This is a genomic window from Citrobacter sp. Awk 4 (assembly GCF_028069725.1).
In the GTDB taxonomy this organism is placed as follows: domain Bacteria; phylum Pseudomonadota; class Gammaproteobacteria; order Enterobacterales; family Enterobacteriaceae; genus Citrobacter_D.
The window spans coordinates 1-14,504 of the sequence record NZ_JANEWG010000013.1 but is presented as its reverse complement, the minus strand read 5'-3'; the positions used below and the strand labels follow the sequence as shown (position 1 = coordinate 14,504).

The 14,504-nt window shown below is 54.0% G+C and carries 15 protein-coding genes; 14 read left to right on the top strand and 1 reads right to left on the bottom strand.

The genetic code is table 11. The features are described 5' to 3' along the window. The first annotated feature begins 191 nt into the window (after positions 1-191). The 13 genes from cysG to rpoS all read left to right on the top strand — a co-directional run bounded on the left by cysG (position 192) and on the right by rpoS (position 11,335). Positions 192-1,541 carry a siroheme synthase CysG gene (gene cysG, locus NNO04_RS07590; protein WP_271444200.1) on the top strand — a complete coding sequence of 450 codons (1,350 nt, stop codon included), beginning with the start codon at positions 192-194 and terminating at the stop codon, positions 1,539-1,541. Positions 1,542-1,550: 9 nt separating this feature from the next. Beyond that, entirely contained in the window at positions 1,551-2,459 is a 909-nt protein-coding gene (gene cysD / locus NNO04_RS07585; RefSeq protein ID WP_271444139.1) for a sulfate adenylyltransferase subunit CysD, read from the top strand. A gap of 9 nt (positions 2,460-2,468) precedes the next feature. After that, positions 2,469-3,896, top strand: coding sequence for a sulfate adenylyltransferase subunit CysN (cysN, locus tag NNO04_RS07580; protein WP_271444138.1), 1,428 nt, complete (start codon positions 2,469-2,471; stop codon positions 3,894-3,896). Further along, a complete protein-coding gene (gene cysC / locus NNO04_RS07575) occupies positions 3,896-4,501 on the top strand; it encodes an adenylyl-sulfate kinase (RefSeq protein WP_271444137.1) in 606 nt (201 codons plus the stop codon). The genes cysN and cysC overlap by 1 nt, the downstream gene beginning before the upstream one ends. A gap of 49 nt (positions 4,502-4,550) precedes the next feature. After that, positions 4,551-4,874 carry a DUF3561 family protein gene (locus tag NNO04_RS07570; RefSeq protein ID WP_271444136.1) on the top strand — a complete coding sequence of 108 codons (324 nt, stop codon included), beginning with the start codon at positions 4,551-4,553 and terminating at the stop codon, positions 4,872-4,874. Between the two features lie 205 nt (positions 4,875-5,079). Further along, positions 5,080-5,391 carry a cell division protein FtsB gene (gene ftsB, locus NNO04_RS07565; protein WP_271444135.1) on the top strand — a complete coding sequence of 104 codons (312 nt, stop codon included), beginning with the start codon at positions 5,080-5,082 and terminating at the stop codon, positions 5,389-5,391. Between the two features lie 17 nt (positions 5,392-5,408). Next, a complete protein-coding gene (ispD, locus tag NNO04_RS07560; RefSeq protein WP_271444134.1) occupies positions 5,409-6,119 on the top strand; it encodes a 2-C-methyl-D-erythritol 4-phosphate cytidylyltransferase in 711 nt (236 codons plus the stop codon). Then, a complete protein-coding gene (ispF, locus tag NNO04_RS07555) occupies positions 6,119-6,598 on the top strand; it encodes a 2-C-methyl-D-erythritol 2,4-cyclodiphosphate synthase (RefSeq protein ID WP_003034167.1) in 480 nt (159 codons plus the stop codon). The genes ispD and ispF overlap by 1 nt, the downstream gene beginning before the upstream one ends. Beyond that, a complete protein-coding gene (gene truD, locus NNO04_RS07550) occupies positions 6,595-7,644 on the top strand; it encodes a tRNA pseudouridine(13) synthase TruD (protein WP_271444133.1) in 1,050 nt (349 codons plus the stop codon). Before ispF ends, truD begins: the two co-directional genes overlap by 4 nt. Further along, positions 7,625-8,386, top strand: a complete 762-nt coding sequence (surE, locus tag NNO04_RS07545) for a 5'/3'-nucleotidase SurE (RefSeq protein ID WP_271444132.1) — start codon at positions 7,625-7,627, stop codon at positions 8,384-8,386. Before truD ends, surE begins: the two co-directional genes overlap by 20 nt. Beyond that, positions 8,380-9,006, top strand: coding sequence for a protein-L-isoaspartate(D-aspartate) O-methyltransferase (locus tag NNO04_RS07540; protein ID WP_192613265.1), 627 nt, complete (start codon positions 8,380-8,382; stop codon positions 9,004-9,006). The genes surE and NNO04_RS07540 overlap by 7 nt, the downstream gene beginning before the upstream one ends. Positions 9,007-9,146: 140 nt before the next feature. Beyond that, positions 9,147-10,280 carry a murein hydrolase activator NlpD gene (gene nlpD / locus NNO04_RS07535; RefSeq protein ID WP_271444131.1) on the top strand — a complete coding sequence of 378 codons (1,134 nt, stop codon included), beginning with the start codon at positions 9,147-9,149 and terminating at the stop codon, positions 10,278-10,280. Between the two features lie 62 nt (positions 10,281-10,342). Further along, positions 10,343-11,335, top strand: coding sequence for an RNA polymerase sigma factor RpoS (gene rpoS / locus NNO04_RS07530; RefSeq protein WP_000081498.1), 993 nt, complete (start codon positions 10,343-10,345; stop codon positions 11,333-11,335). 112 nt (positions 11,336-11,447) lie between these two features. On the opposite strand, the gene mutS is transcribed toward rpoS, so the two are convergent. Continuing rightward, a complete protein-coding gene (mutS, locus tag NNO04_RS07525) occupies positions 11,448-14,009 on the bottom strand; it encodes a DNA mismatch repair protein MutS (protein WP_271444130.1) in 2,562 nt (853 codons plus the stop codon). 144 nt (positions 14,010-14,153) lie between these two features. On the opposite strand from mutS, the gene NNO04_RS07520 reads away from it, so the two are divergent. Next, complete coding sequence (locus NNO04_RS07520; RefSeq protein ID WP_271444129.1) at positions 14,154-14,324, top strand: hypothetical protein; 171 nt, start codon at positions 14,154-14,156, stop codon at positions 14,322-14,324. Positions 14,325-14,504 lie beyond the last annotated feature (180 nt).

The window sequence follows — 14,504 nt, the reverse complement described above, 5'->3', positions numbered from 1 at the left end:
AGGGGTAAAACAATTTCATTTGCTCCGAAATGCCCGAATTTCTGCGGGTTAAGCACTTTTTGATATTTGCTTTCTCAAATCGTTATTCTTTTGAGGAACTACTCATTCCAATTCGTAATTTCATTCGTTCCCCCGCGCTCCCTATAGTCACTCTATTCCTGATTGCTAGCGAGTTGTAACTTGTGAACTATTTGCCCTTATTTGTTGCGATAAAAGAGAGACCCGTCCTGGTTGTCGGTACGGGTGAGATTGCCGATCGCAACGTCGCATTCTTGCAGCGTGCGGGTGCGCAGGTGCAGGTAGTCAGCGACGCGGATTTTGTGGAATCGCAAATCGACAGCGTGGTGCTGGTCGTCGCCGCCACCCGTGACCGTGAACTCAACCAACGGATCTCGATGGCCGCACAAGCTCGCCATCGCCTGGTCAACGTGGTGGACGATCCGCCGCACTGCTCGTTTATCTTCCCGTCGATTGTCGATCGTTCACCGTTGTTGGTGGCGATCTCCTCCGGTGGGACCGCGCCGGTTCTGACGCGCGTACTGCGGGAAAAAATCGAAGCGTTGCTGCCGACGAGCCTGGGGCGCATGGCGGAAAAAGCCAGCTACTGGCGTAACCATCTGAAAACGAGGCTGACCAGCGTGACCGAACGCCGTCGTTTCTGGGAGCGCGTTTTCCGTGGCCGTTTTGCCAGCCTGATGCATGCCGGTAACGAGTCTGCCGCACAGCAGATTCTGGAAGATGAGTTGGATAACCCAGGCAGTAGCGCCGGGGAACTGATTCTGGTAGGCGCCGGGCCGGGAGATGCCGGGTTGCTGACCCTGCGCGGCCTGCAGGTGCTGCAGGATGCCGACGTGGTGTTCTATGACCATCTGGTGAGCGACGGCGTGCGAGAGTTGATTCGTCGCGATGCGGAACAGATCTGCGTGGGCAAACGGGCGGGTGAACACTCCGTGCCGCAGCACGAAACTAATCAGATGCTGATTGCGGCAGCAAAAGCAGGCAAAACCGTTGTTCGCCTCAAAGGGGGCGATCCGTTCATCTTTGGTCGCGGTGGCGAAGAACTTCAGGCGGCCGCCGAAGCGGGTGTGCCGTTCCAGGTGGTGCCGGGGATCACGGCGGCATCCGCCGTCACCGCATATGCCGGTATTCCGCTCACCCATCGCGATTACGCCCAGAGCGTGACGTTTGTGACGGGGCACTACAAGGCTGACAGCCTCCCGTTTGATTGGGCGCATCTGGCCCAGAGCCGACAGACGCTTGCCATCTATATGGGCACGATGAAAGCGGCGGAAATCAGCGAACAACTCATTCAACACGGTCGCGATGCGACAACGCCGGTGGCGGTGATTTCTCGCGGAACGCGCGTCGATCAGCATGTCGCTACCGGCACATTACACAACCTTGCAATCCTTGCGAAAGACGCCCCTATGCCCACTCTGATTGTCGTGGGGGAAGTCGTACAACTTCACGACACGCTCGCCTGGTTTCAACACACCACAGACACAGAAGGCTTCGGTTCTTCTGTAATCAATCTGGCTTAAGGAACGGTTATGGACCAAAAACGACTCACCCACCTGCGGCAACTGGAAGCGGAAAGCATCCATATCATTCGCGAGGTGGCCGCCGAATTCTCTAATCCGGTGATGATGTATTCCATCGGTAAAGATTCCAGCGTGATGCTGCATCTGGCGCGTAAAGCGTTTTATCCAGGCTCGCTGCCGTTCCCGCTGCTGCATGTTGATACCGGCTGGAAATTCCGCGAGATGTATGAATTCCGTGATCGCACTGCCAAAACCTACGGTTGCGAATTGCTGGTGCATAAAAACCCGGAAGGGGTGGCAATGGGGATTAACCCCTTCGTCCACGGTAGCGCGAAACATACCGACATCATGAAGACCGAAGGGCTGAAACAGGCGCTGAATAAATACGGTTTTGATGCTGCGTTTGGCGGCGCGCGTCGCGATGAAGAGAAATCCCGCGCCAAAGAACGGATCTATTCCTTCCGCGACCGTTTTCATCGCTGGGACCCGAAGAACCAGCGCCCGGAACTGTGGCACAACTACAACGGGCAGATAAACAAAGGTGAAAGTATTCGTGTCTTCCCGCTCTCCAACTGGACCGAACAGGATATCTGGCAGTACATCTGGCTGGAAAATATTGAGATCGTCCCGCTGTATCTGGCGGCTGAACGCCCGGTGCTGGAGCGCGACGGTATGCTGATGATGATCGATGACAATCGGATCGATCTGCAACCTGGCGAAATGATCAAAAAACGGATGGTGCGCTTCCGTACGCTGGGCTGCTGGCCACTGACGGGCGCGGTGGAGTCGAATGCGCAAACGCTGCCGGAGATCATCGAAGAGATGCTGGTTTCAACCACCAGTGAACGTCAGGGGCGCGTGATCGACCGCGACCAGGCGGGCTCCATGGAGCTGAAGAAACGTCAGGGGTATTTCTAAGGAGCCGCTATGAACATCGCACTTGCCCAACAAATCGCTAATGAAGGCGGCGTCGAAGCCTGGATGGTCGCCCAACAACATAAAAGTCTGCTGCGCTTTTTAACCTGCGGCAGCGTGGACGACGGCAAAAGTACGCTGATTGGCCGCTTGCTGCACGATACGCGCCAGATTTACGAAGATCAGCTTTCTTCGCTGCATAATGACAGCAAACGTCACGGTACGCAGGGCGAGAAGCTCGATCTTGCATTGCTGGTGGATGGTCTCCAGGCCGAGCGCGAGCAGGGGATCACAATTGACGTGGCCTATCGTTATTTCTCTACCGAGAAACGCAAATTTATCATTGCCGATACCCCAGGGCATGAGCAGTACACCCGTAATATGGCGACAGGCGCCTCAACCTGCGATCTGGCGATCTTACTGATCGATGCCCGTAAAGGGGTATTGGATCAAACTCGTCGCCACAGTTTCATCTCTACGCTGCTGGGGATCAAACACCTGGTGGTCGCGATCAACAAAATGGATCTGGTGGATTTCAGCGAAGAGACATTTGTCCGTATTCGCGAAGATTACCTGACGTTTGCCGAACAGTTGCCGGGGAATCTGGATATTCGCTTTGTTCCGCTCTCTGCGCTGGAAGGCGATAACGTGGCGTCTCAGAGCGCGAATATGCGATGGTACAGCGGCCCGACGCTGCTGGAAGTGCTGGAAACTGTCGACATCCAGCGTGTGGTCGATACCCAGCCGATGCGTTTCCCGGTGCAGTATGTGAACCGCCCGAATCTGGATTTTCGCGGTTACGCCGGAACGCTCGCGTCTGGCACCGTGAAGGTGGGTCAGCGAATCAAAGTGCTGCCCTCCGGCGTTGAATCCAGCGTGGCGCGCATTGTGACCTTTGACGGAGACTTACCACAAGCGCATGCGGGTGAAGCCATCACTCTGGTGCTAAAGGATGAGATCGACATTAGCCGTGGCGACCTGCTGCTTGACGCCAGCGAAGCATTGCCTGCGGTACAGCGCGCCGCCATTGACGTGGTCTGGATGGCGGAACAACCGCTGTCGGCGGGGCAGAGTTATGATATTAAGATTGCCGGGAAAAAGACCCGCGCCCGCGTGGATAACGTGCAATATCAGGTGGATATCAATAATCTGACCCAGCGTGAGGTTGAAAATCTGCCATTGAATGGCATTGGCCTGGTGAATTTTACCTTTGATGAACCGTTGGCGCTGGATAGCTATCAGCAAAACCCGGTGACCGGTGGGCTTATCATTATTGATCGCCTGAGTAATGTGACCGTTGGAGCAGGTATGGTACGCCAACCGCTCGCGGAATCTGTCTCAACACCGTCCGAATTCAGCGCGTTTGAGCTGGAACTGAATGCGCTGGTGCGCCGTCACTTCCCGCACTGGGGTGCGCGTGATTTGCTGGGAGGCCAATAATGGCGCTGCACGACGAAAACGTCGTCTGGCATGCGCATCCTGTGACACCGCAGCAGCGCGAGCAACACCACGGCCACCGTGGTGTTGTTCTGTGGTTTACCGGGCTTTCCGGCTCGGGTAAATCTACGGTGGCGGGGGCGCTGGAAGAAGCGCTGCATCAACGCGGTGTGAGCACCTACCTGTTGGATGGCGACAATGTACGTCACGGGTTGTGCAGCGATCTCGGGTTTAGCGAAGCCGATCGTAAAGAGAACATCCGTCGGGTGGGGGAGGTCGCCAATCTGATGGTCGATGCCGGACTGGTGGTGCTGACGGCGTTTATTTCCCCGCATCGTGCGGAACGCCAGATGGTGCGTGATCGGGTAGGCAAGGGACGCTTTATTGAAGTCTTCGTGGATACCCCGCTGACCACCTGTGAAGCGCGCGATCCGAAAGGCTTGTACAAAAAAGCACGGGCGGGTGAGTTACGTAATTTCACCGGCATTGACTCGGTTTACGAAGCGCCTGAATCACCAGAAATTCACCTGGATGGTGAACAATTAGTAACAAATTTAGTCCGCCAATTATTAGATCTACTGAGAGAGGGCGATATGATCAGATCCTGAGACACTACCGGGCTTGTATGCCTGGCTCGTCAAGGTCACAGGATTTTATATGCGGAACAGCCATAACATTACTATCACAACGTCAGATACGTTCACTGCCGAAGACGAAACCACCTGGTCGCTATCAGGGGCCGTGGTTGGTTTCGTGTCGTGGTTGCTGGCGTTGGGTTTTCCTTTCCTCATTTATGGCTCTAACACGTTGTTTTTCTTTCTTTATACCTGGCCCTTTTTTCTGGCGCTCATACCTGTTGCCGTAGTGGTTGGGATCGCCCTGCATTCGCTGATGAAAGGCAAACTGCTGTTCAGTGTTATTTCAACCTTGTTAACCGTTGGCACCATGTTTGGCGCCTTGTTCTTGTGGTTGCTGGGGTAGGTCGCTTTTCCTCTTTTTTGATGACTGCTGTGGGTGGTCATAATTCAAACCGTAACCAACAATTAGATTATGTTCTCCCTGTTCGAGGTGTGCGGATCGGTGGATAAATGTGATACATTTGCCCGCGTTGTCGCGGCATTCCCGCCCTCTGAGTAGAGTCTCAGAGGAAGTTATGGGATGATGGCGCCGTTTTTCAGGGGGCAGGATGGGTAAACTAACGCTGCTGTTGCTGGCTTTACTGGTCTGGCTGCAGTATTCACTGTGGTTCGGTAAGAACGGCTTACATGACTATAGCCGCGTCAATGATGACGTCACCGCGCAGCAAGAGACAAATGCGAAGCTTAAAGCGCGTAACGATCAGCTTTTTGCCGAAATTGACGATCTTAATGGCGGTCAGGAAGCCATTGAAGAGCGTGCTCGCAACGAATTGAGTATGACTAAACCAGGCGAAACATTTTTCCGTCTGGTGCCTGACGCCTCTAAGCGCGCTCAGACGGCGGGGCAAAATAATCGATAAACAGCCAAGGATTTAACATGGCAGCCACTTATTTGGACGTTTGCGCCGTGGTGCCGGCTGCTGGATTTGGCCGTCGGATGCAAACGGAATGTCCTAAGCAGTACCTCTCAATCGGTGATAAAACCATTCTTGAACACTCGGTTCATGCGTTATTGGCGCATCCCCGGGTGACGCGTGTTGTCATTGCAATCAGTCCCGGCGACAGCCGCTTTGCACAACTGCCTCTGGCGCAACACCCACAGATTATGGTCGTTGATGGCGGTAATGAGCGCGCCGACTCTGTACTCGCCGGGCTGCAGGCCGTCGGCGGCGCCGAGTGGGTGCTGGTACATGACGCCGCCAGACCCTGTCTGCATCAGGATGATCTTGCCCGCCTGCTGGCTCTCAGTGAAACCAGCCGTACGGGCGGCATCCTTGCCGCGCCAGTACGCGACACGATGAAACGCGCCGAGCCGGGTAAAACCGCCATTGCGCATACCGTGGAGCGTACCGATTTATGGCATGCGCTCACCCCGCAATTTTTCCCTCGCGAGTTGCTACATGATTGCCTGACCCGCGCGCTCAATGAAGGCGCGACGATCACCGATGAGGCCTCAGCGCTGGAATATTGTGGCTATCATCCTGCGCTTGTTGAAGGACGCGCTGATAATATTAAAGTGACCCGTCCGGAAGATTTGGCACTGGCTGAATTCTACTTGACCCGAACCATCCACCAGGAGAATGCATAATGCGAATTGGACACGGTTTTGACGTACACGCCTTTGGTGGCGTAGGCCCAATTATCATTGGTGGCGTACGTATACCGTATGAAAAAGGGTTACTGGCGCATTCGGATGGCGATGTCGCGCTGCATGCGTTAACCGACGCGTTGCTAGGCGCAGCGGCGCTGGGGGATATCGGTAAGCTTTTCCCTGACACCGATCCGGCTTTTAAAGGGGCAGACAGCCGCGAACTGCTGCGTGAAGCCTGGCGTCGTATTCAGGCCAAAGGCTACACCCTGGGTAACGTTGATGTAACCATCATTGCCCAGGCGCCGAAGATGTTGCCGCATATTCCGCAAATGCGCGTGTTCATTGCCGAAGATCTCGGCTGCCATATGGATGACGTTAACGTAAAAGCGACCACCACGGAAAAACTCGGTTTTACCGGACGTGGGGAAGGGATTGCCTGTGAAGCGGTGGCGCTCCTCATTAAGGCAACGAAATGACACAGTTTGAAAACCTGACTTACCTCCACGGGAAACCACAAGGGAGCGGTTTGTTGAAGGCAAACCCGGAAGACTTTGTGGTTATCGAAGATTTAGGCTTCGAGCCCGACGGGGAAGGTGAGCATATTCTGGTGCGTATTCTGAAAAACGGCTGCAACACCCGTTTTGTCGCTGACGCGCTGGCAAAATTCCTTAAAATTCATGTCCGTGAAGTCAGCTTTGCCGGGCAGAAAGACAAACATGCGGTCACGGAACAGTGGCTGTGCGCGCGCGTGCCGGGCAAAGATCTGCCCGATCTGAGCGCATTTCAGTTAGAAGGTTGTAAAGTACTGGAATACGCCCGCCACAAGCGTAAGCTGCGGTTAGGGGCCCTGAAAGGCAACGCATTTACGCTGGTTTTGCGCGAAGTGAGCCACCGTGATGACGTTGAAGCGCGTCTGCAGGTGATTAGCGAACGGGGTGTACCGAACTATTTTGGCGCCCAGCGCTTCGGCATTGGCGGCAGTAACCTGCAGGGAGCGCTGCGTTGGGCGCAAAGCGATGCACCGGTACGCGATCGCAATAAACGCAGTTTTTGGTTGTCGGCAGCCCGCAGTGCGTTGTTTAATCAAATTGTCGATGAACGTTTGAAAAAAACAGACTTTAATCAAGTTGTTGACGGCGATGCGCTACAATTAGCGGGGCGCGGCAGCTGGTTTGTCGCCACAACGGAAGAACAGGCCGAATTACAACGCCGCGTCGATGATAAAGAGTTAATGATTACAGCTGCGTTACCTGGCAGCGGTGAGTGGGGAACCCAGCGTGAAGCGCTGGCGTTTGAAGAAGCCGCCATCGCCAGTGAAACGGAGCTGCAATCGCTGTTGTTGCGGGAAAAGGTGGAGGCTTCACGCCGCGCTATGTTGTTGTATCCGCAACAATTAAGCTGGAACTGGTGGGATGACGTAACCGTCGAGTTAAGCTTTTGGCTACCGGCAGGGAGTTTTGCCACCAGTGTTGTAAGGGAACTTATCAACACATTGGGTGATTATGCGCATATTGCTGAGTAACGATGATGGGGTTCACGCGCCTGGTATACAAACGCTGGCAAATGCCCTGCGTGAGTTTGCTGACGTACAGGTGGTTGCCCCCGATCGTAACCGCAGCGGTGCGTCTAACTCGTTGACGCTGGAATCTTCGCTTCGCACTTTTACCTTTGATAACGGTGATATCGCCGTCCAAATGGGCACGCCAACGGATTGCGTCTATCTCGGGGTCAACGCATTGATGCGTCCGCGTCCGGACATTGTGGTGTCAGGGATTAACGCTGGCCCTAATCTGGGTGATGATGTCATCTATTCCGGCACCGTCGCAGCAGCGATGGAAGGGCGTCACCTCGGTTATCCTGCGCTGGCGGTCTCACTGGATGGTCATAAACATTACGATACCGCCGCTGCGATCACCTGCACTCTTTTACGTGCTCTACGTCGTGAACCTCTGCGAACTGGCCGCATTCTGAATATCAACGTACCGGATCTTCCGTTGGAAAGAATCAAAGGCATTCGTGTGACGCGTTGCGGAAGCCGCCATCCGGCGGATAAAGTGATTCCGCAACAAGATCCCCGTGGCAATACGTTGTACTGGATTGGCCCGCCGGGCGATAAATGCGACGCCGGGCCGGACACCGATTTTGCTGCGGTAGATGAAGGCTATGTCTCCGTTACGCCCCTGCATGTGGATTTAACCGCATACAACGCGCATGATGTTGTTTCAACATGGTTAGAGAGCGTGGGAGTTGACACGCAATGGTAAGCAGACGCGTACACACCCTTCTTGAACAATTGCGCGCTCAGGGGATCCGCGATGAGCTGGTGCTGAACGCACTTGCTGCGGTCCCGCGCGAAAAATTCATTGATGAAGCGTTTGAACACAAAGCCTGGGAAAACATTGCACTGCCGATTGGCCAGGGACAGACGATTTCGCAGCCTTATATGGTGGCGCGAATGACGGAGTTACTGGAACTGACGCCGCAATCCCGGGTGCTGGAAATAGGGACAGGTTCGGGATACCAGACGGCGATACTGGCGCATTTGGTGCATCATGTCTGTTCCGTCGAGCGTATCAAAGGGCTGCAATGGCAGGCGCGTCGCCGCCTCAAGCAGCTCGACTTACACAATGTTTCGACCCGTCATGGCGATGGCTGGCAAGGCTGGCAAGCTCGTGCCCCGTTTGATGCCATCATTGTGACGGCTGCGCCGCCAGAAATTCCTACTGCGTTAATGGCACAGTTGGATGAAGGCGGTATTCTCGTCTTGCCTGTGGGAGATGAGCATCAGTATTTGAAACGGGTGCGTCGTCGGGGAGGCGAATTTATTATCGATACCGTGGAAGCCGTTCGCTTTGTTCCTTTAGTTAAAGGTGAACTGGCGTAGCGCATTCCTGAATACCTGGATTTTTCCTGGTTATTTTGCAATGGGTAAGCGTATGGTGAACACGTTTTCCAGTGTTCAGCCTGATGCTTTGCACGGTTATTACGTCACTGGTTATTAACCAAAATTTTCCTGGGGGATAAATGAGCGCGGGAAGCCCAAAATTCACCGTTAGCCGCATTGCGGCATTGTCACTGGTTTCGCTGTGGCTGGCAGGTTGTTCCAACACGTCTAATCCGCCTGCACCCGTCAACTCTGTTGATGGCAGCGCACCATCGAGCACCAACTCAGGCATGCTGATCACGCCTCCGCCAAAAATGGGGACAACGGCGACGGCGCAATCAACGCCGCAAATTCAGCCCGTGCAGCAGCAGCCCCAGATCACCCAACCTGCGCAAATCCAGCCTGTCGCGCAACAGCCCGTGCAGACGGAAAACGGCCGTATTGTATACAACCGAAAATACGGGGACATTCCGAAAGGCAGCTACACTGGCGGCAGCACTTACACCGTTAAGAAAGGCGACACTCTTTTCTATATTGCCTGGATCACCGGTAACGACTTCCGTGACCTTGCTCAGCGCAACAATGTTGCAGCTCCCTACGCATTGAACGTAGGACAAACACTTCAGGTAGGTAATGCATCCGGTGCGCCAATTACGGGTGGAAATGCCATCACCCAGGCGGATGCAGCACAGCAAGGAGTTGTGACCAACCCTGCACAAAATTCCACCGTTGCTGTTGCGTCCAAACCGACAATTACGTATTCTGAGGACTCAGGTGAACAGAGTGCTAATAAAATGTTGCCGAACAACAAGCCAGCTGGGACGGTTGTCACAGCCCCTGTAACGGCATCAACAACGAGCACAACCCAACCGACTGCAAGCAGTATGTCTACCAGTGCGCCAATCTCTAAATGGCTCTGGCCGACGGACGGCAAAGTGATCGAAAACTTCGCGGCTACCGAGGGTGGCAATAAAGGCATCGACATTGCAGGCAGTAAAGGACAGGCAATCGTCGCGACCGGAGATGGACGCGTTGTATATGCCGGTAATGCGCTGCGCGGTTACGGTAATTTAATTATCATCAAACACAATGATGATTACCTGAGTGCCTACGCCCATAACGATACGATGCTGGTCCGGGAACAACAAGACATCAAGGCGGGGCAAAAAATCGCTACCATGGGTAGCACCGGAACCAGTTCAACACGCTTGCATTTTGAAATTCGTTACAAGGGGAAATCCGTAAACCCGCTGCAATATTTGCCGCAGCGATAAAGCGTCGGAACCAGGCTTTCACTTGCTAGTTCCGTCAAGGGATCACGGGTAGGAGCCACCTTATGAGTCAGAATACGCTGAAAGTTCATGATTTAAATGAAGACGCGGAATTTGATGAGAACGGAGTAGAGGCTTTTGATGAAAAAGCCTTGAGTGAAGAGGAACCCAGTGATAACGACCTGGCTGAAGAAGAGCTGTTATCGCAGGGTGCCACCCAGCGTGTGTTGGACGCGACTCAGCTTTACCTTGGTGAGATTGGTTATTCACCACTGCTAACGGCCGAAGAAGAAGTTTATTTTGCGCGTCGCGCACTGCGTGGAGATGTCGCTTCTCGCCGTCGGATGATTGAAAGTAACCTGCGTCTGGTGGTGAAAATTGCCCGCCGTTATGGCAATCGTGGTCTGGCATTGCTGGATCTGATTGAAGAGGGCAATCTGGGGCTTATCCGTGCCGTCGAGAAGTTTGACCCTGAGCGTGGGTTCCGCTTTTCAACATACGCAACCTGGTGGATTCGCCAGACGATTGAACGGGCGATTATGAACCAAACCCGTACGATTCGACTGCCGATTCACATTGTTAAAGAGCTGAACGTCTATCTGCGTACTGCGCGTGAGTTGTCGCATAAACTGGACCACGAACCGAGTGCGGAAGAGATTGCAGAGCAACTGGATAAACCGGTTGATGACGTTAGCCGTATGCTTCGTCTTAACGAGCGCATTACCTCGGTAGACACCCCGCTGGGTGGCGATTCCGAAAAAGCGTTGCTGGATATCCTGGCCGATGAAAAGGAAAACGGTCCGGAAGACACCACGCAAGATGATGATATGAAACAAAGTATCGTCAAATGGCTGTTCGAACTGAACGCCAAACAGCGTGAAGTGCTGGCACGTCGTTTCGGTCTGCTGGGATATGAAGCTGCGACACTGGAAGATGTGGGCCGTGAAATCGGTCTTACACGTGAACGTGTTCGCCAGATTCAGGTTGAAGGCCTGCGTCGTCTGCGTGAAATCCTGCAGACTCAGGGGCTGAATATCGAAGCGCTGTTCCGCGAGTAAGCAAAGTTATATCAAGAAAGGCCAGCCTCAATGAGGCTGGCCTTTTTCTTTTGCGTAACCCGTCCTGAAGAGTTGTGGGCCTGATAAGCGCAGCGCCATCAGGCAATACGTCTTACACCAAACTCTTCAACCGATAAATCCACTCCAGCGCCTGACGCGGGGTCAGGGAATCCGGATCCAGATTTTCCAACGCTTCAACAGCAGGGGAGGTCTCTTCCGGGACCGACAGCAGAGACATCTGTGTACCGTCTACCTGCGTGGCGGCGGCATTCGGTGAAATACTTTCCAGTTCACGCAGCTTCTGGCGCGCGCGTTTAATCACCTCTTTTGGCACTCCGGCAAGCGCGGCAACCGCCAGGCCGTAGCTCTTGCTGGCTGCGCCATCCTGCACGCTGTGCATAAACGCGATAGTTTCACCGTGCTCCAGCGCATCCAGATGGACGTTGGCAACACCCTCCATTTTCTCCGGCAGTTGCGTCAGTTCGAAGTAGTGGGTGGCAAACAACGTCAACGCTTTGATCTTGTTTGCCAGATTTTCCGCGCACGCCCATGCCAGCGACAAGCCGTCGTAGGTAGAGGTGCCGCGGCCAATCTCATCCATTAACACTAGGCTATTTTCGGTGGCGTTGTGCAGGATATTGGCGGTTTCGGTCATCTCCACCATAAAGGTTGAACGACCGGAAGCCAGATCGTCCGCCGCGCCGACGCGGGTGAAAATACGGTCGACAGGACCGATCTCCACGCTTTGCGCTGGTACATAGCTGCCGATGTAGGCCAGCAGCGTAATCAACGCAGTTTGGCGCATATAGGTACTTTTACCGCCCATATTGGGGCCGGTAATGATCAACATCCGACGCTGCGGAGAGAGCGTTAGCGGGTTGGCGATAAACGGCTCGCTGAGCACCTGTTCCACCACCGGATGGCGACCTTCGATAATCCGAATGCCCGGTTTATCCGTGAAGGTTGGGCAGGTGTAATTCAGCGTGTACGCGCGTTCGGCGAGATTGATCAGTACGTCCAGCTCAGCCAGCGCAGCCGCGCTCTGTTGCAGGTCTGCCAGGTGTGGCAACAGCAGGTCAAACAGCTCGTCATACAGCTGTTTTTCCAGTGCCAGTGCTTTGCCTTTCGAGGTGAGAACTTTGTCCTCGTACTCTTTCAATTCAGGGATAATGTAGCGCTCGGCGTTCTTCAGCGTCTGGCGGCGCACATAGTTGATTGGCGCAAGATGGCTCTGCCCACGGCTGATCTGAATGTAATAACCGTGTACCGCGTTATAGCCCACTTTCAGGGTGTCCAGCCCTGTCCGTTCACGCTCGCGAATTTCCAGACGGTCGAGATAGTCGGTTGCGCCATCTGCCAGCGCACGCCATTCGTCCAGTTCTTCATTGTAACCCGGAGCAATGACGCCACCGTCGCGAACCAGCACTGGCGGCGCATCGACAACCGCTCGCTCCAGCAATTCGCGCAGCTCCGTAAACTCCCCCATTTTTTCACGCAGCATCTGTACGGGATGGCTGTTCACCGTTGCCAGTTGAGTGCGCAGCTCCGGCAATTGCTGGAAGGCGTGACGCATACGGGCGAGATCGCGTGGGCGGGCGGTGCGTAGCGCCAGACGAGCGAGAATACGTTCCAGATCGCCCACCTGGCGCAGTACTGGTTGCAGTTCGCTGGTGGCATCCTGCAATGCGCCAATGGTTTGCTGGCGTTCGGTCAGAATTTTGGTGTCGCGCACCGGCATATGCAGCCAGCGTTTGAGCATTCGGCTGCCCATCGGGGTGACGGTGCAATCAAGCACGGAAGCCAGTGTATTCTCCACGCCCCCTGCCAGATTTTGCGTGATCTCCAGGTTGCGGCGTGTGGCCGCATCCATGATGATGCTGTCCTGCTGGCGTTCCATGGTGATAGAACGAATATGCGGTAGCGAAGTACGCTGGGTATCTTTTACATACTGCAACAGACAGCCCGCAGCGCATAAGCCGCGCGGGGCGTTCTCCACGCCAAAACCGACCAGATCCCGCGTGCCAAATTGCAGGTTTAGCTGCTGGCGAGCGGTATCGATTTCAAATTCCCACAGCGGACGGCGACGCAACCCGCGACGACCTTCGATCAGCGCCGTTTCAGCGAAATCTTCCGCGTAGAGCAGTTCGGCGGGGTTGGTACGTTGCAACTCAGCCGCCATCGTTTCACGGTCAGCGGGCTCACTTACGCGAAAACGCCCGGAACTGATATCCAGCGTGGCGTAGCCGTAGCCTTTACTGTCTTGCCAGATAGCGGCCAACAGGTTGTCCTGACGTTCCTGCAATAACGCTTCATCACTGATGGTGCCAGGCGTCACAATGCGTACGACCTTACGCTCAACCGGACCTTTGCTGGTCGCCGGATCGCCAATCTGTTCGCAAATCGCCACGGACTCGCCCTGATTGACCAATTTGGCGAGGTAGTTTTCTACCGCATGATGCGGGATGCCTGCCATCGGGATCGGTTCGCCTGCCGAGGCGCCGCGTTTGGTCAGTGAGATGTCGAGCAGTTGAGACGCACGCTTGGCATCGTCATAAAACAGTTCGTAAAAATCGCCCATACGATAAAACAGCAGGATCTCCGGATGCTGTGCTTTCAGCTTGAGATACTGCTGCATCATGGGGGTATGGGAATCTAAATTTGCTATTGAAGTCATTGGTTTGTGATGTCCATTTTCTTTAATTTTAATGAGTGAGTGATTTTTGTTGTTCTCATTAAGTTTCACGGCGTCTCATTGGATCTCATGAACATCTACATTATCTGTTCATGGCTACATAGAGAGCATGATAGCGGACTCTTTATGGCAGGAAAACAAGAGGCAGAGTCTGTGTCGCTTAAAACGGCAGAAATGATGACGTCAGAGGATAAGCGTAACGTTGCGGTGAGCGAAAATCGGCGCTGGCATATGTCTCGTGATACAACCAACATGGCGCCTTTCTTTTACCGTTATACACTCCCACTGACTGGTTAACTTGTCCGGATGAATAATCTGTCTGGCATGATATATCCGCTGCGCGGGGAATCATTTTGCCACTGTGTAATATAATTTCAGTCCGTAAATTTAATGTCGCTAATCATTGGTTTTAATTGTGTCTAATAGCTAATGAAACATAAATTAAACATGCCGTTAAAATGCAACAAAATGTTCATG

Bases quoted from the DNA above. Each gene is read 5' to 3' on its own strand.
- NNO04_RS07520 (WP_271444129.1), top strand. From the start codon at position 14,154: ATGGCAGGAAAACAAGAGGCAGAGTCTGTGTCGCTTAAAACGGCAGAA.
- NNO04_RS07540 (WP_192613265.1), top strand. From the start codon at position 8,380: ATGGTAAGCAGACGCGTACACACCCTTCTTGAACAATTGCGCGCTCAG.
- ispF (WP_003034167.1), top strand. From the start codon at position 6,119: ATGCGAATTGGACACGGTTTTGACGTACACGCCTTTGGTGGCGTAGGC.
- nlpD (WP_271444131.1), top strand. From the start codon at position 9,147: ATGAGCGCGGGAAGCCCAAAATTCACCGTTAGCCGCATTGCGGCATTG.
- ispD (WP_271444134.1), top strand. From the start codon at position 5,409: ATGGCAGCCACTTATTTGGACGTTTGCGCCGTGGTGCCGGCTGCTGGA.
- cysC (WP_271444137.1), top strand. From the start codon at position 3,896: ATGGCGCTGCACGACGAAAACGTCGTCTGGCATGCGCATCCTGTGACA.
- mutS (WP_271444130.1), bottom strand. From the start codon at position 14,009: ATGACTTCAATAGCAAATTTAGATTCCCATACCCCCATGATGCAGCAG.
- truD (WP_271444133.1), top strand. From the start codon at position 6,595: ATGACACAGTTTGAAAACCTGACTTACCTCCACGGGAAACCACAAGGG.
- cysD (WP_271444139.1), top strand. From the start codon at position 1,551: ATGGACCAAAAACGACTCACCCACCTGCGGCAACTGGAAGCGGAAAGC.
- surE (WP_271444132.1), top strand. From the start codon at position 7,625: ATGCGCATATTGCTGAGTAACGATGATGGGGTTCACGCGCCTGGTATA.
- cysN (WP_271444138.1), top strand. From the start codon at position 2,469: ATGAACATCGCACTTGCCCAACAAATCGCTAATGAAGGCGGCGTCGAA.
- ftsB (WP_271444135.1), top strand. From the start codon at position 5,080: ATGGGTAAACTAACGCTGCTGTTGCTGGCTTTACTGGTCTGGCTGCAG.
- rpoS (WP_000081498.1), top strand. From the start codon at position 10,343: ATGAGTCAGAATACGCTGAAAGTTCATGATTTAAATGAAGACGCGGAA.
- NNO04_RS07570 (WP_271444136.1), top strand. From the start codon at position 4,551: ATGCGGAACAGCCATAACATTACTATCACAACGTCAGATACGTTCACT.